We start from the raw sequence: 22,721 nt of genomic DNA on the forward strand, positions 1-22,721 counted from the left end.
CATGAGTTATTGAGCTATTTGGACAAGCAGATATATGAGCTGTACATCATGATAAAGAGGAGTGTCACCCATGTCATCGCTGGACCCTGTTCTGCTCAGCCGGATATTAACCGGTCTGACCCTGGCTGTACATATTATATTTGCCTCCATCGGCGTAGGCGTTCCGCTAATGATTGCGCTGGCCGAATGGCGTGGGCTGCGAACGAACGATATCCATTACACCTTGCTGGCACGCAGATGGGCACGGGGATTTGTCATCACCGTAGCTGTAGGTGTCGTCACCGGAACCTCCATCGGTCTGCAGCTTAGCCTGCTGTGGCCGATGTTTATGCGGGTCGCGGGTCAGGCGATTGCGCTGCCACTATTTATGGAGACGTTCGCTTTTTTCGTGGAAGCAATCTTTCTGGGAATCTACCTGTACACATGGGATCGGTTCAAGAAGAAATACACACACATGCTTCTGCTTATTCCGGTAGCACTGGGATCTTCCGCTTCGGCCATATTCATTACAACCGTGAATTCCTTTATGAACCAGCCGCAAGGCTTTACCTTGATTAATGGCATCATGAAGGACATCCATCCGATTGCAGCCATGCTGAACCCGGCTACACCTACCAAGGTTTCTCACGTGCTGGGATCTTCATATACGCTCAGCGCCGGTATTCTTGCAGGTATTGCTGCTTTCAGTCTGCTTCGTGGCCGGGACCATGTCTATTACAAAAAGGCACTTAAGCTCACTACGGTATGTGCCCTCGTATTTGCGGTTAGTACCGTCATGATTGGCGACTCCTCCGGCAAGTTTTTGGCCAAATACCAGCCGGAGAAGCTGGCAGCGGCAGAATGGCACTTCAAGACCATGAAGGAGGCCCCGCTGGTCTATGGCGGAATACTCGACGAGAATAATGAGGTGAAATATGCGATTGAAATTCCGTATGCGCTCAGTATTCTCGCGGGAAATCGTCTAGACACCGAAGTGAAGGGACTGGAAGAGTACCCTGCTGATCTGCGGCCGCCGTTGTCCATTCACTACATGTTTGATTTGAAGGTAACGACAGGTGTGATCATCCTGCTGATTCCTGTTCTGTATGTGTTCCGCCGCTGGCTTCCTGGACGAAAACCATATCCGAAATGGCTCCTGCTCGGTATCGTTTTTCTCGGTCCGCTGGCGATGATCGCCATTGAGCTGGGTTGGATGTTTGCCGAGGTAGGCAGGCAGCCATGGATTCTGCGGGGATACATGAAAGTGTCGGAAGCAGCTACTACCTCTACCTCTGTAGGGTGGATGCTCGTTCTGTTCATCCTGTTATATCTGGTCCTGTGTTTTTCTGCTATTCGGGTACTCAGCAAGCTGTTCCGGAATAAGGAAGCTGAGAAAGAGCTGGAGTCGCTTGGACTTGAGGGAGGGATTGTCCATTGAGCTTCGAAATTGCTGGCATTGCGATATTATGGACATTTTTGTTTGGTTATTTGATTGTGGCTTCCATTGATTTTGGAGCGGGATTTTTCAGTTTTTATAGCTTGCTCACAGGGCATGAGAACAAAATCCATAACATTATTCAGCGCTACCTGTCACCGGTGTGGGAAGTGACGAATGTGTTTCTGATCTTTTTCGTGGTTGGATTGGTAGGGTTCTATCCGGATAGTGCCTTTTATTATGGAACAGCTCTTCTGGTCCCCGGCTCCCTGGCTATTGTGCTGCTAGCTATTCGGGGGGTCTACTACGCGTACAACACCTATGGCAATCATGGTAAAAACAGTCGCATCTACATGGCTTTATATGGTGCGACGGGATTATTGATCCCGGCTGTCTTTTCCACGATTTTGGCCATTTCAGAGGGAGGAATTATTGAGCAGGTTGGTGAGCAGGTGTTTTTTCGCTGGGGTGAATTCCTGACGAACCCATATACCTGGTCGGTTGTACTGCTTGCGCTCGTCAGTGTGCTTTATATTTCGGCGATGTTTCTGTCCTATTATGCCAAGAGAGCTGAAGATGAGATGGCATTTGAAGTGCTGAGGGAATACGCACTGCTGTGGAGCTTGCCCACGATTTTTGCCAGCTTCCTGGCATTCCTGCAGATTAACAAACAGAATCCCGTGCACTTTGAGCAAATGGTCAATATTTCGTGGATGTTTATCGCATCATTTATTTGTTTTGTTATTGCGGTCTCTCTTGTATGGAAGCGAAAGTACCTCGGTTGGTGCTTCATCGCCGTAATGCTTCAATTCGCCTTCGCCTGGTATGGATACGGCAGGTCGCATCTGCCCTATATCCTGTATCCGTACATTAACATCTATGACAGCTTTACCAACCGGACGATGGGGATTGCGCTCATCACGGCATTCAGTCTTGGTCTGCTGGTGCTGATTCCGTCGCTAATCCTCATCATGAAGCTGTTCCTGTTTGATGCGAATTACGTCCGTGGCCAATCGGGTAAAAAGAAAGGATGAACCTCATGAATCTGGAAGGGGCAACAGGCATTCCGGGCATAACGGGTTTGAGCTTCTTTGAGGAATTCACGATCATGTATGCACCGCCGCTCATTATTGTTGCTGCGATTGCGTTTCTGTTCGTGTATCTGGCAGTAAGCAAAAACCCAAAAGATTAATCCGCCTCTCTTTTTTCAAAAAGGCTTAGGTTGGGTTAAGATATTAGGAAGGGAGGAGGGCCCTTTCATGCCGAAAATCCGTTATAACAACATTGATAATGTAAGTACGGACAAAACGTTAAAGGAATTCAAGCAGTGGAGGGAGCAGCGGCGGAGCAAGGTGAAGGATTATTCATATACCGTGCCCAAACACCCGCCTGAGCTGGATTACCTGCATGCCAACCGGGATGAGACAACCATCACCTGGATCGGTCACTCCACTTTTTTTATTCAATATTATGGACTGAACATCGTAACTGACCCCGTGTGGGCCGAAAAAATGGGATTTCAACGGAGACTGGGTCCCCCCGGTATTCCGATTCAAGATATTCCACCCTTGGATGTCATCCTGATATCCCATTCTCACTATGATCATTTGCATCTCGCTTCACTGCGGAAATTGGTTACCGCCAAAACCTTGCTGATTGTACCGGATGGGCTTAAACGAAAAATGGTGCGCAAGGGCTTCCACCGTTGCCATGAGATGAAGTGGTGGGAGCATATCGTGCTCGGAGGCGTCAAAATCACCTTTGTCCCGGCACAGCACTGGACCCGCCGGACGTTATTTGATACGAATACCTCCCACTGGGGCGGCTACGTACTGGAGCATCATCATGCGCTGACAACTTCGTCCGAGGAGAGTGCGGCTGCAAGTGAGCATAACGAGTCGTCCTTAGATTCAACAACGCAGACATTGCAGCAATCAGAGGGACCGCCTGTTTTGTATTTTGTTGGGGATACAGGATATTTTCAGGGTTTCAAAACGATTGGAGAACGCTTTGACATCGGTGTTACGTTAATGCCGATTGGTGCCTATGAACCCGAATGGTTTATGACGTCCCAGCACGTCACGCCGGAAGAAGCGCTGCAAGGATTCGTGGAGTCCGGTTCACAGCTTATGGTTCCGATGCATTATGGTACGTTTAAACTCGCGGATGATACGCCTAGGGAAGCGCTGGATCGGCTGGAAGTTGAACGTGAACGACTCGGAATCCACAAAGAACGAATCCGGGTGCTTGGACACGGTGAGACCCTGCGTATTCGTCATGAGGATCATAGAAAGAGCTAACAAAAGCGGGCTATATATGCTAAGGTAAGGATATATCCGCAGCAATTGCACAATTACCAAAACTTTAACGAGTAAAAAGCGGCTAATTTTCGAATTTGCCGTTTTTTTGTGTTATAATATGGTGCCAGAATAGGCTACGGGATATTGAATCCATGATTGCTATTTATGCAGTAGCAGATTATTAAAATAAAGGATGGTATGCTTAATGATTAGTACAAGCGGCATCACGCTCCGCTACGGAAAACGTGCACTTTTTGAAGATGTGAATATCAAATTCACGCCAGGCAACTGTTACGGCCTGATCGGCGCCAACGGAGCCGGCAAATCAACATTTCTGAAAATTTTGTCCGGTGAAATTGAAGCAAACTCGGGAGAGGTGCACATCACCCCGGGCGAACGTATGGCCGTTTTGAAGCAAAACCACTTCGAATATGATGAGTACCCGGTTCTCGAAACCGTAATTATGGGCCACAGCCGTCTTTACTCGATCATGAAGGAGAAGGATGCACTGTATGCCAAAGCGGACTTTACTGAAGAAGATGGTCTGCGTGCCGGTGAGCTTGAAGGTGAATTCGCCGAGCTGAATGGCTGGGATGCTGAGCCGGATGCAGCGGCACTCCTGATCGGTCTGGGTATCGATCGTGACATGCACGAGAAGAAGATGACAGAGCTGAGTGGTAACGAGAAGGTACGGGTCTTGCTGGCACAGGCATTGTTTGGTACTCCAAACAATCTGCTGCTCGATGAGCCTACCAACCACTTGGATCTTGAATCCATTCAATGGCTCGAGAACTTCCTGATGGATTATGAAGGTACAGTTATTGTTGTATCCCATGACCGTCACTTCTTGAACAAGGTATGTACGCACATTGCGGATATCGATTTCGGTAAAATCCAGCTGTACGTAGGTAACTATGACTTCTGGTACGAATCCAGCCAACTGGCGCTCGCGTTGCAGCGTGATGCGAACAAGAAAAAAGAAGAGAAGATCAAAGAGCTGCAAGCCTTTATTCAACGCTTCTCGGCGAATGCGTCCAAGTCGAAGCAAGCAACTTCGCGTAAGAAACAGCTCGACAAAATCACGCTGGATGACCTTCGTCCATCAAACCGTAAATATCCGTTCATCAACTTCAAACCTGAGCGTGAAGCAGGCAAGCAATTGTTGACTGTCGATCGTATTAGCAAGTCAATTGATGGTGTGAACATGCTGAATGATATTAGCTTCGTGGTGAACAAAGGGGATAAAATCGCATTTGTTGGCCCGAATGGTAATGCCAAATCGCTGCTGTTTGACATCCTTATGGGTGAAGTGGAAGCGGATAGCGGTGAGTATACTTGGGGTGTAACAACATCACAGGCGTATTTCCCGAAAGACAACTCCAAATATTTCGATGGTGTAGACATGACTCTGGTGGATTGGTTGCGTCAGTATTCCAAAGATCAGGATGAAACGTATCTTCGCGGATTCTTGGGTCGTATGCTCTTTTCAGGCGAGGAATCCTTGAAAAAGGCAAGCGTACTCTCCGGAGGAGAGAAAGTTCGCTGTATGCTGGCAAAAATGATGCAAACGGGTGCTAATGCACTGATTCTAGATGAGCCAACGAACCACTTGGATCTCGAATCTATTACTGCCCTGAACAATGGTATGATTGATTTTGACGGCACGATGCTGTTCACGTCCCATGACCATCAGTTCATCCAAACCATTGCTAACCGGATTATCGAAATTACGCCAAATGGCATTATTGATCGCCAAATGAGCTATGATGAATATCTGGAAAGTGAAGAAATTAAAGAACTGCGTAAAAAAATGTACCCGGTTGAAGCTTAATTCAAAATAAAATGTTGGGGTTCAGAATCCCAATGTAATAAAAAAGAACCGTAAGCCCTGTTGAAAGGAGCTTGCGGTTCTTTTTCTTGCATAAGCAAATCCGAGATTTCTCTAGGATCCACCTGTACGGCGGCGCTGATTGTTAGGCTTTTTATTGTTTTGGCTCTTCATCGCTTTTGGTCCGCCTTCAAAGTAGGCGCTGGATTGGTTACCAGAGTTCGCCTGTTGTTTCTTCTGCGCCAGTTTCTGGCGTATCGCATCCTGCAAACTGATTTTTTTCGGTTCAGTGTTTTCGCTCATCATTGTTTCCCTCCCGGTCTTACAGTAAGCCGTCCGAATTGGACGGGATGTACCTATTTTATACGTTTTGCAAAAGCCCCACAAGGGCAACCTGATAATAAGCGGGGATCCTTCACTTTTTGACTAGGCCAACACTTTTTCTCAAAGCCTACAGCCATGCGGTTTGGCAACTTTGTTTCGGCTTCCCTACAGCCATGCAACTTGGCAACACTGTTTCTATAGACCCACAAGGGTGGCATTTGGTACCATGTAAAAACCGTAATACGAAACGTAAAAGGAGTGTCGCCCGGTTTGAACGCTTATGAAGAAATACGTAAAGGGGAGCGGGGGGCTTGGGTCAGCATCGCAGCTTATCTGATCTTGTCCGCCTTCAAGCTAATCTGTGGATATTTATTCGCATCCAGCGCATTGCTGGCAGATGGTTTTAATAACCTCACGGATATTGTTGCTTCGGTTGCCGTATTGATTGGACTACGGATTTCCCAGAAACCGCCCGACTCAGATCATGCTTATGGGCATTTCAGAGCAGAGACCGTTGCTGCTTTAATTGCATCCTTTATCATGGCCATGGTTGGACTACAGGTTTTGGTTGAAGCCGTACGTTCATGGTATGAAGGGGACTTTGCAGCACCTAACTTATGGTCTGCTGCCGTCGCTGGAATCTGTGCGGTGGTTATGCTGGGCGTATACCGATATAATCATCGCTTGGCACTGCAGATTAACAATCAGGCGCTTATGGCCGCGGCCAAGGATAATCGGTCAGATGCCTGGGTGAGTATCGGAGCGGCAGTCGGCATTGTAGGAGCCCAATTTGGTTTACCGTGGTTGGACAAGGTAGCTGCAATTGCTGTAGGACTTCTGATTTGCAAAACCGCCTGGGAAATCTTCCGGGATTCCACGCATCGCTTAACGGATGGATTCGATCAAGATCAGTTAACGGATCTTAGGTCATCTGTAGCGCGAGTTCCTGGAGTAGAGATGATTAAGGACGTCAAGGCACGCGTACATGGGAGTCATGTGCTTGTGGATGTAGTCATTGAAGTGGATGGCGGGCTTAGTTTAATTGAAGGTCATCGGATCTGTGATGAAGTGGAGGAACGGCTGAAGCGTTCACACAATATAATGCATGTTCACGTGCATGTTGAGCCGAGAATGGAAGACTTAGCAGAACCTACATGAGTGATCTGAGCTAAATGTTTTGTTAAAAAAAAGAGGACAGTCGCTATGAGCGCTGTCCTCTTTACTTATGTTCAGAACGATTATACGATACTATTTAATGGCAACGTGGATCCACGCTTTGCCTTTCCAAGTGTACACTTGAACCCATTCGCCACCATCGAAACCGTCTACAACTTCACCAGTTGTATCGATTACTTGGGCACTCAATGCACCGATTGGTTTACCGTTGGGTGCATCGTAGAACCAAGTGCGCTCCAGAAGATTAAGCAGCATGGTAGGTACAAGAACCTCATCACCTGGTTTTACAACAGGCTCGTCGAAGATTTTGTCATCATCCGTGCCATATGTTGCGCCAGTAACCGTTTCTGTTGTACCTTCAACGGTTTCAACAACCGGTTTGTTTACTTCAACAGCAGGTGTTGTTTCCACAGGATTTGTTGCCTGGGTTCCTGTCTCCGGAGTTACTGTTCCAGTAACCGCTTCCTCAGCACCGGCAGCAGCAGCCATTGAACCCATCAAAGTCAAAGCAGCGGCAAAACTTACGATTTTTTTCATTGTTTTTTCCTCCTCGGATTAGGTATGTAATTTGTTGTTCTGTGTTAAAAGTAACCAAGCGACCTCACTTGTGAATCAACATTTTAACAATATTTTCTTTTATTCTCCAGAGTCAACTGGAGCAATTGTGGGTATATGGGAAGCTTGTAAATATCAGACCACAGTGGGAGAAAACCGGGCTGGCTATGTAAAAAAAGTCCTGTTTGTGGATAAAAATCCGGTTTAAAGAGAAGTGCGGATGGAATAGGGAAGAAAGGAGCGTAATACATAATAATTAGATGGGGGGACCTTATGCCCTGGGACAATCGATTCAAAAATGACAGACACATAACAAAAGCCTAGCGGCTTTTGCAAGCACGCTAGGCTTTTGTATGTAATCTGATGAAGAGATTATCCAAAGCAACCTGATTCATCGCATTCGGCTGCGTCCGGTAATCAGGGAGATTACGAACAATACAACAAAGATGAAGAAGAGGACTTTGGCAATGGAAGCAGCTGCCTCAACAATACCGAAAAAGCCGAAAATCCCTGCTACAAGAGCAATAACTAGAAATAGTACAGACCATTTCAACATGAGTATTCATCCTTTCGTTTGGGAATATGGGGTCAGCGATGTTCAATCCGCTGCCGTGTGTAGTTGTTCTTTAACCTGGGGGTTTTGTAATGAAACATCTATGGATTTTCCAAAAACAGGGAAGGTTGAAGTCCGTTCTAATTTTGTTTCGAGCCTGAAATGGTCGGGTAACTATAGCAATAACAAAACGATGTATATGAGAAAGCGAGGTTCTTCTATGATCTATCAAATTAGTGTGGCCTTGATTGCGGTGGCTTTTGCAGTATTGGTTTTCTTTTTGATTCGTACATTGAAATCGGCTCAGGGCTCACTGGACAACGTGTCCAAGACACTTCAGGAAGTTCAGAAAACGATTGATGAACTGAGTTATGAAGTGAAGCAGACGGTAAGGCATGCCAATGATATTACGGTTGATGTGCAGCACAAGATGAAACAAATTGATCCGGTAATGGAATCGGTTCAAAATTTGGGAGAGGTTTTGAATGAGGTGACCGAGGCGGCCAAACAGGTATCCACGACGATGATCGCCAAATTTCAAACCAAACGCAACAATCAAGAGCCGCAAAACAAACGTGCAGAGGTAGCTAAAGTACAGACAACGCCTGCAACACCTACGGATCGGACCCTTCAAAGTTATCAGGCTACATATAATGATACGGCAAAGGGCGGGAAAAATTGGGTGAAGTACATCGATCTGGCGGCTAATGTGTGGCAACGTATGCGTAAATAACATGACCGCTGTGTAATCCTGAATGTCTTTCAGAGCGGTGATGAACTGAACTTGATGAAAGGGTGAGAATCATGATGAAACTACTGCTTGTTATGTTTAGCGTAATTTCTCCCTTTTCCGTTCAACCGGCAGCGGTACCTGCTGCTCAAGATATGCAATGGACGGTAGTGGAAGAAGAAGTGCCAGAGGTTACTCTGGCTGCTGATCGATCCGGACCGGTTCGGCATTTTCAGACTCTGAATGGCATTTCCCTGGATGACAGCAAAGGTCATATTATATCTGAGAAGGGTCAGCCCCTTCACAAAAAGGCAGATCCATATCTGGGTTGTCCCGAATATGAGTTTGCTGATGTCAAGGTTGGACTCTGTGAGGATACCGGAGAGATCCAGTATATCCACATTGATGGAACCGAGGAGCGGTTGAAACTCAACCAGCAGTGGATAGACATGAATGTCGAATCCATTCGCCAGGTTTTGGGTGAGCCGTATGTGGTAGCTGAAGATGGAGAAGTGTATCTGCGGGGTAATCAAGCCATTAAGGTTTATATCAAGCCCGGCACCGAGCAGATTGACGGAGTCGATCTGTTTGAAGATCATCTCCAGTAGAGGAGAAATGGTTTCTTATTAAAGAAGCGTTTCAAACCAAGAGAGCAAGGTTATATATTAAAAGTAGCTCGAAAAGAAGATTATCAGAGGAGAGTGGAGACGATGAATTCAACCAATGCGCAAGCTTATGCAAAAGTGGTGGAAAACGGAGTTCAAGCGGTAGAAGCGGTGAAAGAGCTGCAGAATACTGGTTACCTTGCTGATCATATCTTCGTTCTAGCCCACGAGAAGGATCGTACGGACCGAATTGCCGATACAGCGGATGCCAAGGAAATAGGTATCAAGGAAGAAGGCGTATTTGACTCCATGGCGAATTTGTTCCGATCACGTGGTGATGAACTCCGGGCCAAAATAGTATCCATGGGCTTTACAGAAGCTGAGGCAGACTTTTACGAGAGTGAACTTGATAAAGGCAAAGTGCTTGTTATTGCCAAGAAGAAGGATTAATTGGTTCAAATGGTAACTGAAGCATCCTGAACTAGACGAGCTTCAGATTCAAAAACATAGATAAGGAATGGGGATATCCCCATTCCTTATCTATGTTTTTGCGAGTTTGGAAGCGGGATCAGAACGCGGCAAAAACAGGGCAGCGAGCAGGTGTTTTTTCCTGTGGTGGTGCCATTTACTGATAGAAGTTTTTTGCTTTTACGATTATAGTTATAGTAGGAAATGTTATGTCTACCGCTGTATTGATTGCGAAAAATGTATATTTTGGGTTGTTACACGACTTGATAAAAATCGACAAACCCGGAACGGAACGCCACAGATAAGGGAGATAGAAATGAAAATACTTATTGTTGACGACAATCCGACGAATGTCATTATTATTCGAGAGATTCTGAAAAAAGAGAACTATCGTGACATTATAACCGCGAGTTCGGCCATGGAAATGTTTGAAGTTTTGGGAATCGGGGAGGAAAACAACGAACTGCGTCCCAGACCGTCGGATATTGACCTGATTCTGCTAGATATGATGATGCCTGAAATGGATGGAATTGAAGCTTGCGGTGTCGTACAAAAATTCGAAAATCTTAAGGATATTCCTATTATTATGGTTACAGCAATCGGCGACTCCAAGAAACTTGCCGAAGCATTGGATGCAGGAGCGTCAGATTATGTAACCAAACCAATTAACAAGGTGGAGTTAATGGCCCGAATTCGGCTTGCTCTCCGTTTAAAGCAGGAGAAGGATTGGCATAAGGAACGCGATCAGCGCATTCAGGATGAGCTTAAGCTGGCTGCCATGGTGCAGAATGCGGTGTTAAGCCCGGCGATTGAGGATCCGTTGTTCCATGTGAATGCCATCTATAAACCTTCTTTTGAACTGGCAGGAGATCTGTACTCCTGGTACCCGCTTGGTGAAGGACGATATGGGGTATTGCTGCTGGATATGATGGGACATGGTATTTCATCTTCGTTGTTTACCATGTTTATCGCTTCGGTATTGAAGGATACGGTTACGACCTACGTAGACCCCGAGAAGGTAATTCAGGAGTTGAATCGTCGCTTTAATCAGCTGCATCTGGAAAAGCAGTTGGTACAGTACTACTTTACAGCTATATATCTGGTTGTAGATACCCGAATGAAGCGTATTGACTATGTCAACGCGGGGCATCCGCCGGCATTGTTTTTCCAGGAAGATGGTAGTGTAGCGACTTTTGATGCCGTATGCTGTCCGGTAGGTTTGTTCGATAAGATGGATATTGAACCACAGACCATCCACTACGAGGGTGACGGACATATTGCGCTTTATACCGATGGACTGCTGGAGGCCGTTCAAGGGGATCAGGAGGAGCAACTGGAATTCCTGAAAGAGCAGCTGAAGGGCTCACATCAATGGAATGAAGCTCACATGCAGGCTGTGTTCTTTGATGACGAGATTCCCCAAGAGCGAGATGATGATAAATGCCTGGTGTGGATTACGTTAAATAAAGGGGCGGAAAATGAATGAAGATCAGAAATAAGCTGCTGATTGGTTTTACCGCTCTCATGGCCATCTTGATTGTACTTACATTTGTAAGCTATGAACGGCTGAATAGCAGCAATCAACAGGTTGATCAGATGTATCAGGAGCGGTACTTAAAGGTTAGATATACTTCGTCTGTACGCGGAGAAGTTAATGATATAGCGAAAGTACTGGCTAACTTGCTGCTTAACCCAAATAACTCAACGAATGCTGCAGAAAATGACCTTAAGGAAATGCAGGAGCGAGGAGAAGGTTTCCTCAAGGAAGTTCGTGAACGGGCGGATAGTGCAGGCGAGCATCAGCTGGTCGACCGTGTAGATGCTGCCTGGGAATCATATAATTCATATGCGAATAGACAGATCAGCTTGATGTCCCAGGGACGTGTGGAAGATGGAAACAACTACCGCAATTCAACAGGCCTTGCTGTGCAGAAGGAAGCTGTAGATAGTCTAAACGCGCTCTCCCGTTTTCAGGACCAAGAGATTGATACGGAAATCAGGCAAGCGAACGAGGAGTATAACCGTGCCGTTCAGATTACAGTAGGCATTATGGTTGGTGGCTTGCTGCTTGCACTTGGTGTGATTTTGTGGGTACTCCCAAGTATTACACGAGGGCTGAATACAGTCTCGATGATGATTACAAGTTTTGGAAAAGGTCGGTATCGTACCATCAGACGGATTCAGGTCAAGTCTACGGACGAAATTGGGCAGATTGCGAATGTATTCAAAGAGGTATCGGCAGACCTGGAAGAAAAACAGGAAGTCGAGAAGGCTTACATGCAGGCACAGCAGGATCAAAACTGGATGAGCTCCAACATAGCCAGAGTGCCCGAATTGCTGCGAGGTGTTGGTTCCATTCGTCAGATCTCGCAAATGTTTATCAGTGAGTTTACTCCGGTCCTTGGAGCACAGCTCGGCGTGGTTTATCTGATTGATGAAGAGAAGCATCCCGATGAGTTGAGACGATACGGGGCATACGCCTTCGAGGAGAACAAGGACATTGGCAAGGAAGTATATCGGGTTGGCGAAGGTTTAATTGGTCAAGCAGCTTTGGATATGAAACCGATTATTCTTGAAAATACGCCTGAAGATTACATTCAGATTGGTTCAGCATCGGGTTCTACCCGCGCGACCAGCATTATGATCTTCCCTGTCGTTTTTGAAGATGAACTCATTGGTGTTGTGGAATTGGCTTCTTTTGAAGGTTTTAATGATCTGCATAAACAGTTGTTCTCTCAGCTCATTATGAATCTGGGTGTCATTCTTAATAATGTGCGTCGCCGTCTGCGTGTGGAGGAGCTGCTGCGTGAATCACAGGCTCTTACAGAGGAACTTCAGGTACAGTCCGAGGAACTGCAGACACAGCAGGAAGAACTGCGTCGTTCCAATGAAAATCTGGAAGAACAGACAGATGCCCTCAAACGTTCTGAGGAACTGCTGCAGCGTCAGCAGGAAGAGCTCGAACATTTTAATACCGAATTGATTGCCAAGACGCGTGCACTTGAAGAGCAGGTTCGTGAAGTCGAAGAGAAAAATGACGAAATTGAGAAAACGAAAACGCAGTTGGAACAGCAAGCCATGCAGCTGTCGATGACAAGCAAATACAAGTCCGAATTCCTGGCAAATATGTCGCATGAGCTTCGGACACCGCTGAACAGTCTGCTGATCCTGTCTCAATTACTGTCTGAAAACAAGGAAGGCAATCTGAGCAGCAAACAGCAGGAATATGCTCAAACGATTTATATGTCCGGTGCGGATCTGCTTAAAATGATTGATGAAATTTTGGACCTGTCCAAGGTAGACGCAGGAAAAATGGATATCAATTATGAGACAGTTCGAATGGATGAGTTGACCGCTTTTGTGAAACAAAACTTTGGCCCCATGGCCAATAAAAAAGAATTGGATCTCAATATTGAATTTGAAAGTAATCTACCGGAATGGGTGTACACTGACGGGCATCGTGTGAAGCAAATTTTACGCAACTTGTTGTCGAATGCCTTCAAATTTACCAACCGGGGATCTGTTAGCATTATTGGACGGAAGATGAAACCGGAAGAACTTCCGGGGTATCTGAACACCAATCAGGAATATATCGGATTTACCGTGAAGGATACAGGAATTGGAATACCTTCAGACAAAACAGATCTGATCTTTGAAGCCTTCCAGCAAGTCGATGGAACTACCAGTCGCAAATACGGCGGAACCGGACTAGGCCTATCCATCAGCCGTGAACTTGCTCGTCTGCTTGGCGGAGCGATTCAGGTCGAGTCCTCTGAAGGTGTGGGCAGTTCGTTTACGTTATACCTTCCGGACAATCATGAAGAAGAAGCTCCGGAAGAGGAAGGTGCTTCCCTGGCGGCCGCATCTGCCGAGTATGATTCGTCTGCAAGCCGATCCGGGACAATACGTTCAAGCAGGCAAACGGTCATTGCACCAGAACCTGACAGTATTTCCCTAATGAACATGCCAGCAAACGACACGGCTGTATCCGTCCAGATGGATGATGATCAGGACAATCTAGCGGATGGTGACAAAATTCTGCTCATTATTGAGGATGACGTGAATTTTGCTCACATTTTGATGGATATGGCGAGAGGAAGAGGATTTAAGGCAATTGTGGCCACTCAAGGAGACAAAGGGCTCGAAATGGCCCGTCAATATTTGCCGGATGCGATTATTCTCGACATTCAGCTTCCGGTCATGGATGGTTGGGCGATTCTGGGCGAACTGAAGAGCAGCTCGGCAACACGCCATATACCGGTTCATGTTATATCCGTGATTGATGATATGAAGCAAGGATTGATGATGGGGGCCATTGCCTACCTGAAAAAACCATCCAGTAAAGATTCGCTGGATAAAGCCTTCTCGCATATCGAATCCTATACAGAGAACCAGTTGAAACGTTTGCTAATTGTGGAAGATGACGAAGTACAGCGCAAAGCAATCATTGAACTTATCGGGCATGATGATGTTGCCATAACGGCTGTGTCTACAGGCAGCGAGGCTTTAACCGAACTCCATAGCCAGCGATACGATTGTATGGTGCTGGATCTGATGTTGACGGACATGACCGGATTCGAGTTGCTTGACCAGATCAGGGATGATGAATATCTGAATGATCTGCCGATTATCATTTACACAGGCAAAGAGCTGGATAGCAAGGAAGAAATGAAGCTGCGCAAATATGCGGAGTCCATCATTATCAAAGACGTGAAATCACCTGAACGTCTGCTGGATGAGACAACCTTGTTCCTTCACCGGGTAGAAGCCAATCTGCCGGAAGACAAGCGCCGAATTCTGCAGAAGCTGCATAACAAGGAAACCTTGTTTGAAGGTAAAAAAATACTGCTCGTGGATGATGATATTCGAAATGTATTTGCCCTTTCGAGTGTGCTTGAAGGCTATCGAATGGATGTTACGTTTGCTGAGAACGGGCGCGAAGCTCTTGAGATTTTGGATAAGAACCCGGATATTGACCTGGTGTTAATGGATATGATGATGCCGGAAATGGATGGATACGAAGCAATGACACGTATTCGGCAGATTCCGAGATTCGAAAAATTACCAATTATTGCACTGACGGCCAAAGCCATGAAAGATGATCGGGGCAAGTGTATTGAAGCTGGTGCATCCGATTATGTGAAGAAACCGATTCAAACAGATCAACTGTTATCATTAATGCGCGTGTGGCTGTATTCGTAACCCAATAGTTTGGGTAATGAACAACAATACAGCTATTACGCAAGTAACAAATGAAGAAGTGGAGAGAATCTATGACACCGTGGGAACCTACCGAGGCTGATGAACAATCGGTCCGCATGCCGCAAGATGAAGAACGCGAATTGATTGAGATTGAGTTGTTATTGGAAGGTATGCACCGTCTATATGGATATGACTTTAGAAATTACGCATTGCCATCTTTGAGACGAAGAATCTGGCACTACGCACATTCGGAAGGTCTTAAAACGATATCCGGGCTTCAGGAAAAGGTTCTGCATGAACGTTCAGCATTCGAACGTTTTGTACAGAATCTGTCCATTCCGGTGACCGAAATGTTTCGTGATCCTGCGCTCTTCCGGACATTCCGTGAAAAGATCATACCTGTGTTAAGGACATATCCTTATATTCGGATTTGGCACGCAGGCTGCTCTACGGGTGAAGAGGTGTATTCCATGGCGATTATGTTGCATGAGGAAGGTTTGTATGACAAGGCACGGATCTATGCCACCGATATGAATGACCGCTCACTGCAGCAGGCCAAGGAAGGCGTATATGGTATTGAAAAGATGAAATTATACACAACAAACTATTTGGAGGCAGGGGGTACCAGAGCCTTCTCCGAATACTATACAGCGAAGTACAACTCCGTTATGTTTCATCCTTATCTGCGAAAAAACATTATTTTTGCAGAGCATAATTTGGCAACAGACCGGTCATTTAACGAATTTAACGTTATCTTTTGCCGCAACGTCATGATTTATTTCAATGATGAACTAAGGAACCATGTGCATGGGCTATTTCATGAGAGCTTGAGCCATTTTGGCATTCTTGTTCTGGGATCCAAGGAATCGATCCATTTCACAGAATTTAGCGATGCTTACGAGCCGTTAGACCGGACGGAAAAAATATACCGGAAGATCAAATAGGGGGTTAGGGTTAGCCATGGGGCTCAATGAACCAATCCACATATTATTGGTAGATGACCGCCCCGAGAATCTGCTTGCTCTAGAAGCAGTTTTGGAATCGGAACAGTATAAACTCGTCAAGGCAACTTCTGGAGAAGAGGCACTTCGATGCTTGCTTAAAGACGAATTTGCGGTCATTGTGCTTGATGTGCAGATGCCTGGAATGGACGGAATTGAGACAGCGAAGTTAATTAAAGCGCGTGATAAATCAAAGGATGTACCCATTATCTTTATCTCTGCCAACAGCAGGGAAGCAGAACATTTATTTGCCGGGTATTCGGCAGGTGCCATCGATTACATGGTGAAACCGTTTATCCCCCAGATTCTCAAATCCAAAATTGAGGGTTTTGTCGAGATGTTCATCACGAACAAACGACTGAAAACCCAAACCATGCTGCTTCATCAGAAAACGCAGGAACTCGAGAAAATGAATCAGCAGCTGATTCAGGCAAAAGAGGAAGCGGAAATCGCAGCCAAAGCCAAAACCGAATTTCTAGCAATGATGAGTCATGAGATCCGTACACCGATGAACGGTGTTATCGGGATGGTCGATTTGCTGATGGAGACGGAATTGAAGGATGAGCAGAAGGAATATATCGATATCGTGCGAAAGAGCGCAGATGCACTTGTAACGGTTATTAACGATATTCTTGATTTCACCAAGATGGAATCCGGGAAAATGGAGCTGGAGGAGCATCCGTTTGATCTCGTTACATGTATCAAAGAAGTATTGGGCCTGTTCGCTATGGAAGCAGGTAAAAAGAATCTGGAGCTGGACTATTTCCTCGAGGATTCCGTTCCTGCCTTGGTGTACGGCGATATGGCTAGACTGCGTCAGGTCCTGATGAATCTGATTGCCAATGCCATCAAGTTTACGGACCAGGGTGGAGTCTACCTGATAGTTTCTGTTAACGAAGAAAAAGACGGTAGAATGACCTTGGAATTTGCAGTAAAGGATACAGGTATAGGGATATCCTCAGACAAGGTGGATCGCCTGTTCCAGCCATTTTCTCAGTTGGATACATCGATGACACGCAAGTATGGTGGAACTGGCTTGGGACTTGCCATTTGCCGGACGTTAGTGGAAATGATGGGTGGCAGCATTCATCTGGATACGAGCGAGAAGCGTGGGGCTACCTTTGTCTTCACCATTCAGGTACAGCGCTATGTGGAGACGGAACTGATCATCGGTAATGGGGAAGAGCAACCGGAGAATATGGAACGTTATGAAATGCAGCCTTCCGTATTAATTGTCGATGATCACCCCATTAACCAAAAGTTGATGTCGATTATGCTGAGCAAGCTGGGCTTCACATCAGATACCGCAGAAGATGGACAGAAGGCGCTGGATATGGTTCTAGAGAATCCAGGCTATGATTATATATTTATGGATTTGCAAATGCCGGTTATGGACGGATTGGAATGCACACGTAAAATTCGGGAAAGTCTTCCGAAGGAAAAGCAGCCTGTTGTACTGGCCATGACTGCTAATGTAATGGAGGGCATCCAGCAGCGCTGCCTTGCTGTCGGAATGGATGATTACATCAGTAAACCCGTCAAGATGGGCAGTGTGAAACAAAAATTGTCACGATTTCAGGAAGACCGCAAGGGCTTTAAATCAGCCTCCTCACCCATGAATCGAGCAAATTGAAATAATTGCTAATTATGATTTTGTTTCACCTGGGCACAAGTTGGGTTATTAGGTAAGGAAACCATTGATCAGGAGAGAGATGTCTAATGAATACAAATAAAAATGAAAAATTCAATGCAAAGACCGAAACACAAAACGGCGTGTGCACGGTATATCTTACCGGCGAACTGGATTTGTCGGTAGCTCCTGAATTTCGTTTGGTCATGGAGCCACTTGTGGACAACAAGGAGCAGGATTTGATTATTAACATGAAGGACCTGAAGTATATCGATAGCACAGGGATTGGAATCCTGTTATCTGTTCTGAAGGCACGACATGGAATGGAAGCACGCTTTGAAGTACAAGAAGTTCCTGCGCAGATTCAGAAGCTTTTTGATATGACGGGTATTGCCAAATTCTTTGTCTCACAGAAGAATTCCCAATAGGAAAGGATCGAAAAAGGAATGAATGCAGAAGTTCAAAGAGTCACCCTTAACTTACCGGCGACAGCTGATTACGTGGATATTGTAAGACTGAATCTTTATGGTGTAGCGTCCAAAATGGGATTTTCATATGAGGACATTGAGGACATGAAAGTTGCTGTATCCGAGGCTTGTAACAACTCTGTATTATATGCCTACTCACACGAAGGCGGTATGGTTGAGGTTGTTTTTGAAGTGGACAACGAAACATTGGCTATTACAGTCAAGGACGAGGGTGCAAGCTTCGAAAACGTCAACCCGGCAGTATCACGCGCAGGCCTTCATGACACTGAGCTGACAGATGCCCAAATTGGTGGACTTGGATTCTATCTGATGCAAGCCCTGATGGATGATGTCAGTGTGGAAAGTGAGACGGGCAAAGGTACGAAAGTTGTACTCGTAAAACGTCTTGCAAGAAGTGAGGAGAAAGTATGAACGAAAAAGTGACTCCCCCAGAGTCCATGTCTGAATCCGTGGGTTTGATTTGGGAATACCAGCAAACCAAGGATAATGAAATTGCAACAGTGCTTATCCGCAAATATGAACCGATGGTGAAGATGGCAGCAGGCAAGATTGCCCGGAATCGCCCGGATCTGTACGAAGATCTGTATCAGACTGGCCAAATGGCTCTGATTCGCCTTCTGCAGCAGTACGATATTAATCTAGGTATTCCGTTCGAACCTTACGCCATGAAAAGCATGATCGGTCATATGAAAAACTATCTCCGGGACAAATCCTGGTATATTCAGGTACCTCGACGAATCAAGGAAAAAGGTGCACTTGTTCAACATGCTATTGATGAATTGACGGTGAAGTTTGAACGCTCACCAAGTGTGGATGAGATTGCTGAATACCTTGACCTGACCCCAGAGGAAACCATCGAAGTGTTAGCTGGTCGGGAATGTTACCACTACGTCTCACTTGATTCTCCACTGTCTCAGGATGAAAGTGCAGCAACGCTTGGTGAACTCATCAGTGCAGACGTAAATGATTTTGATTCGGTGGAGAAGCGGATGGACTTGCAGCAGGCATTGGGACAGTTGAAGGAACAGGAGCAGAAGGTGCTGATTTTGGCCTTCCAGGATGGTCAGTCTCAACGGGCGATAGCTCAGAAATTGGGTGTATCCCAGATGAGTGTTTCCCGAATTCAGAAGAGAGCTACTGAAAAACTGAAACAGATCATGTCTAATGCTTCAATGTTATGAGATGTGAATCCCTGATGTTGTTAAGTACGGCATAAGAAGGACACGTGATTCCACTGGAATACATACGTGTCCTTTTTTGAAATTTGTTTTGGATGTGCTGTATATTATGAAATCCAGGAGTGATGTTGTGACGGTGGATCGGGTCAAGCTGGCAGCCAGGCGTGACAAATTATCATTTTCGGAGCAGTGGGATTGGTGGGACTGGGTCGCACCAGAAGATAAGGAGATGGCCGAAGTTATAGAGGGGCTTATTGAAGAGTTCCCAGAGATGCAATACTTCCTTCGTAAGATCCCAGAGGTGCATTCCAATTACCTGTCTGTACGATATTTAAACGGGACAGATCCGGTTATATTTGGTTCACTTTTATATGCAGTCAAAAATGAGAAAGATAGTTCACGCAAAGATAATCAGATGTTTTTCTATGTCGACCAAAAAAGTTTGGTAACGATTAATTTGGATGATAACACCAGAGGAATTATGAATACGGGAGAACGCTCTGCCATGCTGCAGCAGTGTAACACAGCTCGTGATGGGATGTTTGTTCTGTTCCGGGCCATATTGCACTACTATCATGTGGGCATGGATCAGTTTGAAATGCATTTGCGTGAACTGGAACGGAAGATGGAATCGCGTAATGCTCGAACATTGATGGACCAAATTCTTGAAGCGCGGTTTGAGCTTTTGTATTGGAGCAATCTGTTTATCCCTTATTCTGAATTAATGGCTGCAGCGCGGGAGGCCTATCTGGATGATATTGAGGACAGTCGTTTCTTCAAGCAGCTGCAGCACCGGATCGAGCGGATGGAGCGTCTCTTTCAGCACTATGAAAAAGAAATCGACACACTCATTTCTATAGATAATGCGACTTCCGGTGTACGTGGTAACGAGATTATGAAGACACTAACCATCGTTACTTCGGTATGTACGCCCGCAACGGCTGCCGGTGCAATCTGGGGGATGAACTTCGAGAACCTGCCTTTGATAGACAAGACATGGGGGGTTGTATTGGTCATCGCACTCATCCTCGCCAGCATGGCTAGCATGTATGTATGGATGATGATGAAAGGCTGGACCGGAGATCTGTTGAAGTTGAAGCCCACGCAGCGACCGGCTGATGACCCCGGGAAACGGGGCAATTCCGTGCGGAAGGGATGATGGCTCTTAGCCTAGCTCTTGTAATCGTCAATATATCCAAGCAGATCTGCAATGTATTGTCCCACAATCGGCATGTTTACAAATTGACTGAGTATAAGACCTAAGAGACCAAGGACAACAAATGTTCCGAGGGTAAGTCCAAGTCCTCTCGCCATACCCGCAGTAAAATTGGTGATGATCCGTTTTTTGGGACTGGTGTAATTCTCGATAATATCCTTGATCTGTGCCTTTTCCAAACTGTCCGCAAGCTGATCCAGGCGTGTGTTCAGTTTTTTGACTTCATGGCGCAATTCAAAAGGATGCTCTGCCGTATCATACTGCTGCGATGGTTTGCTTCCAGTAACGGGGGTATTTCCGTTTAATGTGACTTTGCTCATGTGAGTCCTCCTCCTATTACAATGGATGAAAAATAGCCAGCTGAAACTCAGCTGGCTATTGACCATTCGCTCAAGCCTTTACAGGCTGGTCGAATTCAGCTCTTTTCGTGCATCTTCCTTTGCTTCCTCGGAAGCGGAAGCAACCTCGCTGGTCGCTTTAGTTGCTTCATCCGCTACATCCGCGGACGCTTTCCTTACCGATTCCATGACGTCGTTACGGCCTTGGTTCACCGTTTTTGCGATATCGGAAGTTTTGGTAGAAACAGTTTTAGCGAGTTCGGTAGCCTTGTCACTGACAACGGCTGCAACTTCCTTGGTGCGGTCTGTAACCATACCAACCTTCTCGGAAAGGTCGCCGCGAAGTTCGCGTCCTGGTTTAGGGGCGAAGAGCAATGCTGCTGCTGCTCCCAGCAAGCCACCGATGAAAATGCCTTTTGCGAAAGTCGAACCGCTTTGTACAGGATATTGATCTTCTGCTTTATTCATGTCTAATCACTCCTTCTTTAAATTAAAAAACGTTTACGAAACAACGAACACCTTGTTGACCGATCAGGCAGCCTGTCTGAACAACCTGGACACAAGCCCCAGCAAAAAGACAAAGAGTGCTGTACCAATAATGGCAGGGATCACGGCGAAATTACCGATAACGGGTCCCCAATTACCAAGCAACAGTGCACCCAGCCAGGCTCCCACAAAACCGGCAACCATGGCTCCAATGATGCCTCCAGGCATATTGTGACCGGCAAGTGCATCTCCGATGAGGCCGATGATAACTGCCAAGATGATGCTGAGAATAATGCCCCACATAACAACCGCCTCCTTTACACTTGATGCAGGATGTTGTCTGTTCGCGTTTGCTTACTTCGTATATAAACGTCGTGCATCAAGCTGAAACAACTGAAGCAGATATGGGCATCCTGGAATTTGAAGGAATTTCAGATCATTCGTTTGATTGCACCAATCATGCACACAAGCCAGGCTAGTCCGGCAACGAATCCGGCAAATACGTCTGTAGGATAGTGCACGCCGAGCATAATCCGGCTGATTCCGATGAGACCGATAAACCCTATACCGCACACAATAGGCAGCATAATGGAGGCAGATTGCGTCTGTCGTTCAATGGCCCAGATGACAAAAAACATGCCGTAAAACCCCATGGAAATCATGGCGTGACCGCTGGGGAAGCTATATCCATGAACCACCATTAAATGATCAAGTTCAGGCCGGCTTCGACGGAAAATTTCCTTCAATCCAACGTTAAGCAGCCACATGACTGCAAAGCTGCCCAGAACTACATAGCCATAGATGGAGTATCGTGAATTACGGTGTATAAAGAAGAGGGCCGCTGCACAGACTGCGGCTAATGCCGAGATCTTGAAAGAACCAATGGCAGTAATGAAGGTAATGACAGGCAGAAGGGCAAGGCGAGATTCAGAATGGAGATAAAACCAATGTTGAATTCGATCATCTAATTGAATAATAAAATGAGTCCCCAGCCAGGCACCTAACATGGCCAAAACAATGACTAGAGCAGAACTGAACAGAACGCCTATTCCACTCCAGACAAAAAGGGAGCGCCAAGGTAAACGCGGAGAATTTCTGAACAAAGAGGAATTGCTTTCACGCAGCATAAATGATATCTCCTTCAAGATAGGATTGGTTAAACATTCCAGATTGCTATAGGCTTACCCGAAAATCATGTCGAAAAAACTGAAAAAACATTGCATTTGTAC

The 22,721-nt window shown here is 46.0% G+C and carries 24 protein-coding genes; 17 read left to right on the forward strand and 7 right to left on the reverse strand.

The features are described from left to right. Positions 1–70 precede the first annotated feature (70 nt). From PIL01S_RS24350 to PIL01S_RS24365, 5 genes are all read left to right on the forward strand, one after another. Positions 71–1,417 (forward strand): cytochrome ubiquinol oxidase subunit I, encoded by a 1,347-nt coding sequence (locus PIL01S_RS24350; RefSeq protein ID WP_127539853.1) that lies wholly within the window; start codon positions 71–73, stop codon positions 1,415–1,417. Beyond that, positions 1,414–2,448 (forward strand): cytochrome d ubiquinol oxidase subunit II, encoded by a 1,035-nt coding sequence (locus tag PIL01S_RS24355; protein WP_127539855.1) that lies wholly within the window; start codon positions 1,414–1,416, stop codon positions 2,446–2,448. Before PIL01S_RS24350 ends, PIL01S_RS24355 begins: the two co-directional genes overlap by 4 nt. A gap of 5 nt (positions 2,449–2,453) precedes the next feature. Next, positions 2,454–2,606 (forward strand): cytochrome bd oxidase small subunit CydS family protein, encoded by a 153-nt coding sequence (gene cydS / locus PIL01S_RS29610; RefSeq protein ID WP_164764332.1) that lies wholly within the window; start codon positions 2,454–2,456, stop codon positions 2,604–2,606. A gap of 67 nt (positions 2,607–2,673) precedes the next feature. Continuing rightward, positions 2,674–3,714, forward strand: coding sequence for an MBL fold metallo-hydrolase (locus PIL01S_RS24360; protein ID WP_127539858.1), 1,041 nt, complete (start codon positions 2,674–2,676; stop codon positions 3,712–3,714). Between the two features lie 205 nt (positions 3,715–3,919). Next, positions 3,920–5,545, forward strand: coding sequence for an ABC-F family ATP-binding cassette domain-containing protein (locus PIL01S_RS24365; protein ID WP_127539860.1), 1,626 nt, complete (start codon positions 3,920–3,922; stop codon positions 5,543–5,545). 111 nt (positions 5,546–5,656) lie between these two features. Here the strand turns inward: PIL01S_RS24365 and PIL01S_RS24370 are convergent, their stop codons facing one another. Beyond that, positions 5,657–5,845 carry a hypothetical protein gene (locus tag PIL01S_RS24370; RefSeq protein WP_095292429.1) on the reverse strand — a complete coding sequence of 63 codons (189 nt, stop codon included), beginning with the start codon at positions 5,843–5,845 and terminating at the stop codon, positions 5,657–5,659. 291 nt (positions 5,846–6,136) lie between these two features. Between PIL01S_RS24370 and PIL01S_RS24375 the strand changes: the two genes are divergently transcribed. After that, on the forward strand, positions 6,137–7,024 hold the full coding sequence (locus tag PIL01S_RS24375; protein WP_127539862.1) for a cation diffusion facilitator family transporter: 888 nt from the start codon (positions 6,137–6,139) through the stop codon (positions 7,022–7,024). Positions 7,025–7,114: 90 nt separating this feature from the next. Here PIL01S_RS24375 and PIL01S_RS24380 read toward each other — a convergent pair whose 3' ends face one another. Together PIL01S_RS24380 and PIL01S_RS24385 are read right to left on the reverse strand one after the other, a co-directional pair. Continuing rightward, positions 7,115–7,579: a hypothetical protein gene (locus tag PIL01S_RS24380; RefSeq protein WP_127539864.1), complete on the reverse strand. Its 465-nt coding sequence runs from the start codon at positions 7,577–7,579 to the stop codon at positions 7,115–7,117. A 409-nt stretch (positions 7,580–7,988) separates the two neighbouring features. Continuing rightward, the gene (locus tag PIL01S_RS24385) at positions 7,989–8,153 is read right to left on the reverse strand and encodes a DUF1328 domain-containing protein (RefSeq protein WP_082704249.1); all 165 of its coding nucleotides are present in this window, start codon (positions 8,151–8,153) and stop codon (positions 7,989–7,991) included. Positions 8,154–8,370: 217 nt separating this feature from the next. Here PIL01S_RS24385 and PIL01S_RS24390 point away from each other — a divergent pair, with 217 nt between their 5' ends. From PIL01S_RS24390 to PIL01S_RS24440, 11 genes are all read left to right on the forward strand, one after another. Continuing rightward, complete coding sequence (locus PIL01S_RS24390; protein ID WP_110821722.1) at positions 8,371–8,883, forward strand: DUF948 domain-containing protein; 513 nt, start codon at positions 8,371–8,373, stop codon at positions 8,881–8,883. A 71-nt stretch (positions 8,884–8,954) separates the two neighbouring features. After that, entirely contained in the window at positions 8,955–9,488 is a 534-nt protein-coding gene (locus PIL01S_RS24395) for a hypothetical protein (protein ID WP_127539866.1), read from the forward strand. 102 nt (positions 9,489–9,590) lie between these two features. Then, positions 9,591–9,935: a YflT domain-containing protein gene (locus PIL01S_RS24400; protein ID WP_095292442.1), complete on the forward strand. Its 345-nt coding sequence runs from the start codon at positions 9,591–9,593 to the stop codon at positions 9,933–9,935. 334 nt (positions 9,936–10,269) lie between these two features. After that, positions 10,270–11,439 (forward strand): PP2C family protein-serine/threonine phosphatase, encoded by a 1,170-nt coding sequence (locus PIL01S_RS24405; RefSeq protein WP_127539868.1) that lies wholly within the window; start codon positions 10,270–10,272, stop codon positions 11,437–11,439. Continuing rightward, positions 11,436–15,155, forward strand: a complete 3,720-nt coding sequence (locus tag PIL01S_RS24410) for a response regulator (RefSeq protein ID WP_127539870.1) — start codon at positions 11,436–11,438, stop codon at positions 15,153–15,155. Before PIL01S_RS24405 ends, PIL01S_RS24410 begins: the two co-directional genes overlap by 4 nt. Before the next feature lie 71 nt (positions 15,156–15,226). After that, positions 15,227–16,099, forward strand: a complete 873-nt coding sequence (locus PIL01S_RS24415; RefSeq protein ID WP_127539871.1) for a CheR family methyltransferase — start codon at positions 15,227–15,229, stop codon at positions 16,097–16,099. Positions 16,100–16,115: 16 nt separating this feature from the next. Next, a complete protein-coding gene (locus PIL01S_RS24420) occupies positions 16,116–17,789 on the forward strand; it encodes a response regulator (RefSeq protein ID WP_127539873.1) in 1,674 nt (557 codons plus the stop codon). An 86-nt stretch (positions 17,790–17,875) separates the two neighbouring features. Then, positions 17,876–18,214: an STAS domain-containing protein gene (locus PIL01S_RS24425; protein WP_095361785.1), complete on the forward strand. Its 339-nt coding sequence runs from the start codon at positions 17,876–17,878 to the stop codon at positions 18,212–18,214. Between the two features lie 18 nt (positions 18,215–18,232). Continuing rightward, positions 18,233–18,685, forward strand: a complete 453-nt coding sequence (rsbW, locus tag PIL01S_RS24430; protein WP_095361786.1) for an anti-sigma B factor RsbW — start codon at positions 18,233–18,235, stop codon at positions 18,683–18,685. Then, on the forward strand, positions 18,682–19,455 hold the full coding sequence (locus tag PIL01S_RS24435) for a sigma-70 family RNA polymerase sigma factor (protein WP_095292462.1): 774 nt from the start codon (positions 18,682–18,684) through the stop codon (positions 19,453–19,455). The genes rsbW and PIL01S_RS24435 overlap by 4 nt, the downstream gene beginning before the upstream one ends. A 106-nt stretch (positions 19,456–19,561) precedes the next feature. After that, positions 19,562–20,611 carry a magnesium transporter CorA family protein gene (locus PIL01S_RS24440; RefSeq protein ID WP_127539876.1) on the forward strand — a complete coding sequence of 350 codons (1,050 nt, stop codon included), beginning with the start codon at positions 19,562–19,564 and terminating at the stop codon, positions 20,609–20,611. A gap of 11 nt (positions 20,612–20,622) precedes the next feature. On the opposite strand, the gene PIL01S_RS24445 is transcribed toward PIL01S_RS24440, so the two are convergent. From PIL01S_RS24445 to PIL01S_RS24460, 4 genes are all read right to left on the reverse strand, one after another. Further along, entirely contained in the window at positions 20,623–20,988 is a 366-nt protein-coding gene (locus PIL01S_RS24445) for a DUF5665 domain-containing protein (RefSeq protein ID WP_095361788.1), read from the reverse strand. Positions 20,989–21,066: 78 nt separating this feature from the next. Next, the gene (locus PIL01S_RS24450; RefSeq protein WP_095361789.1) at positions 21,067–21,474 is read right to left on the reverse strand and encodes a YtxH domain-containing protein; all 408 of its coding nucleotides are present in this window, start codon (positions 21,472–21,474) and stop codon (positions 21,067–21,069) included. A gap of 63 nt (positions 21,475–21,537) precedes the next feature. After that, entirely contained in the window at positions 21,538–21,795 is a 258-nt protein-coding gene (locus tag PIL01S_RS24455; RefSeq protein WP_127539878.1) for a GlsB/YeaQ/YmgE family stress response membrane protein, read from the reverse strand. 128 nt (positions 21,796–21,923) lie between these two features. Beyond that, positions 21,924–22,619, reverse strand: coding sequence for a phosphatase PAP2 family protein (locus tag PIL01S_RS24460; RefSeq protein WP_127539880.1), 696 nt, complete (start codon positions 22,617–22,619; stop codon positions 21,924–21,926). Positions 22,620–22,721 lie beyond the last annotated feature (102 nt).

This window comes from Paenibacillus illinoisensis NBRC 15959 (assembly GCF_004000925.1).
Lineage (GTDB): Bacteria > Bacillota > Bacilli > Paenibacillales > Paenibacillaceae > Paenibacillus > Paenibacillus illinoisensis.

Excerpts from the sequence above, each read along its gene's own strand:
- PIL01S_RS24400 (WP_095292442.1), top strand. The coding sequence starts at position 9,591 with ATGAATTCAACCAATGCGCAAGCTTATGCAAAAGTGGTGGAAAACGGA.
- PIL01S_RS24460 (WP_127539880.1), bottom strand. The coding sequence starts at position 22,619 with ATGCTGCGTGAAAGCAATTCCTCTTTGTTCAGAAATTCTCCGCGTTTA.
- PIL01S_RS24455 (WP_127539878.1), bottom strand. The coding sequence starts at position 21,795 with ATGTGGGGCATTATTCTCAGCATCATCTTGGCAGTTATCATCGGCCTC.
- cydS (WP_164764332.1), top strand. The coding sequence starts at position 2,454 with ATGAATCTGGAAGGGGCAACAGGCATTCCGGGCATAACGGGTTTGAGC.
- PIL01S_RS24425 (WP_095361785.1), top strand. The coding sequence starts at position 17,876 with ATGAATACAAATAAAAATGAAAAATTCAATGCAAAGACCGAAACACAA.
- PIL01S_RS24420 (WP_127539873.1), top strand. The coding sequence starts at position 16,116 with ATGGGGCTCAATGAACCAATCCACATATTATTGGTAGATGACCGCCCC.
- PIL01S_RS24440 (WP_127539876.1), top strand. The coding sequence starts at position 19,562 with ATGAAATCCAGGAGTGATGTTGTGACGGTGGATCGGGTCAAGCTGGCA.
- rsbW (WP_095361786.1), top strand. The coding sequence starts at position 18,233 with ATGAATGCAGAAGTTCAAAGAGTCACCCTTAACTTACCGGCGACAGCT.
- PIL01S_RS24415 (WP_127539871.1), top strand. The coding sequence starts at position 15,227 with ATGACACCGTGGGAACCTACCGAGGCTGATGAACAATCGGTCCGCATG.
- PIL01S_RS24445 (WP_095361788.1), bottom strand. The coding sequence starts at position 20,988 with ATGAGCAAAGTCACATTAAACGGAAATACCCCCGTTACTGGAAGCAAA.
- PIL01S_RS24360 (WP_127539858.1), top strand. The coding sequence starts at position 2,674 with ATGCCGAAAATCCGTTATAACAACATTGATAATGTAAGTACGGACAAA.
- PIL01S_RS24350 (WP_127539853.1), top strand. The coding sequence starts at position 71 with ATGTCATCGCTGGACCCTGTTCTGCTCAGCCGGATATTAACCGGTCTG.
- PIL01S_RS24390 (WP_110821722.1), top strand. The coding sequence starts at position 8,371 with ATGATCTATCAAATTAGTGTGGCCTTGATTGCGGTGGCTTTTGCAGTA.
- PIL01S_RS24450 (WP_095361789.1), bottom strand. The coding sequence starts at position 21,474 with ATGAATAAAGCAGAAGATCAATATCCTGTACAAAGCGGTTCGACTTTC.
- PIL01S_RS24410 (WP_127539870.1), top strand. The coding sequence starts at position 11,436 with ATGAAGATCAGAAATAAGCTGCTGATTGGTTTTACCGCTCTCATGGCC.
- PIL01S_RS24385 (WP_082704249.1), bottom strand. The coding sequence starts at position 8,153 with ATGTTGAAATGGTCTGTACTATTTCTAGTTATTGCTCTTGTAGCAGGG.
- PIL01S_RS24380 (WP_127539864.1), bottom strand. The coding sequence starts at position 7,579 with ATGAAAAAAATCGTAAGTTTTGCCGCTGCTTTGACTTTGATGGGTTCA.
- PIL01S_RS24365 (WP_127539860.1), top strand. The coding sequence starts at position 3,920 with ATGATTAGTACAAGCGGCATCACGCTCCGCTACGGAAAACGTGCACTT.
- PIL01S_RS24395 (WP_127539866.1), top strand. The coding sequence starts at position 8,955 with ATGATGAAACTACTGCTTGTTATGTTTAGCGTAATTTCTCCCTTTTCC.
- PIL01S_RS24405 (WP_127539868.1), top strand. The coding sequence starts at position 10,270 with ATGAAAATACTTATTGTTGACGACAATCCGACGAATGTCATTATTATT.
- PIL01S_RS24435 (WP_095292462.1), top strand. The coding sequence starts at position 18,682 with ATGAACGAAAAAGTGACTCCCCCAGAGTCCATGTCTGAATCCGTGGGT.
- PIL01S_RS24370 (WP_095292429.1), bottom strand. The coding sequence starts at position 5,845 with ATGAGCGAAAACACTGAACCGAAAAAAATCAGTTTGCAGGATGCGATA.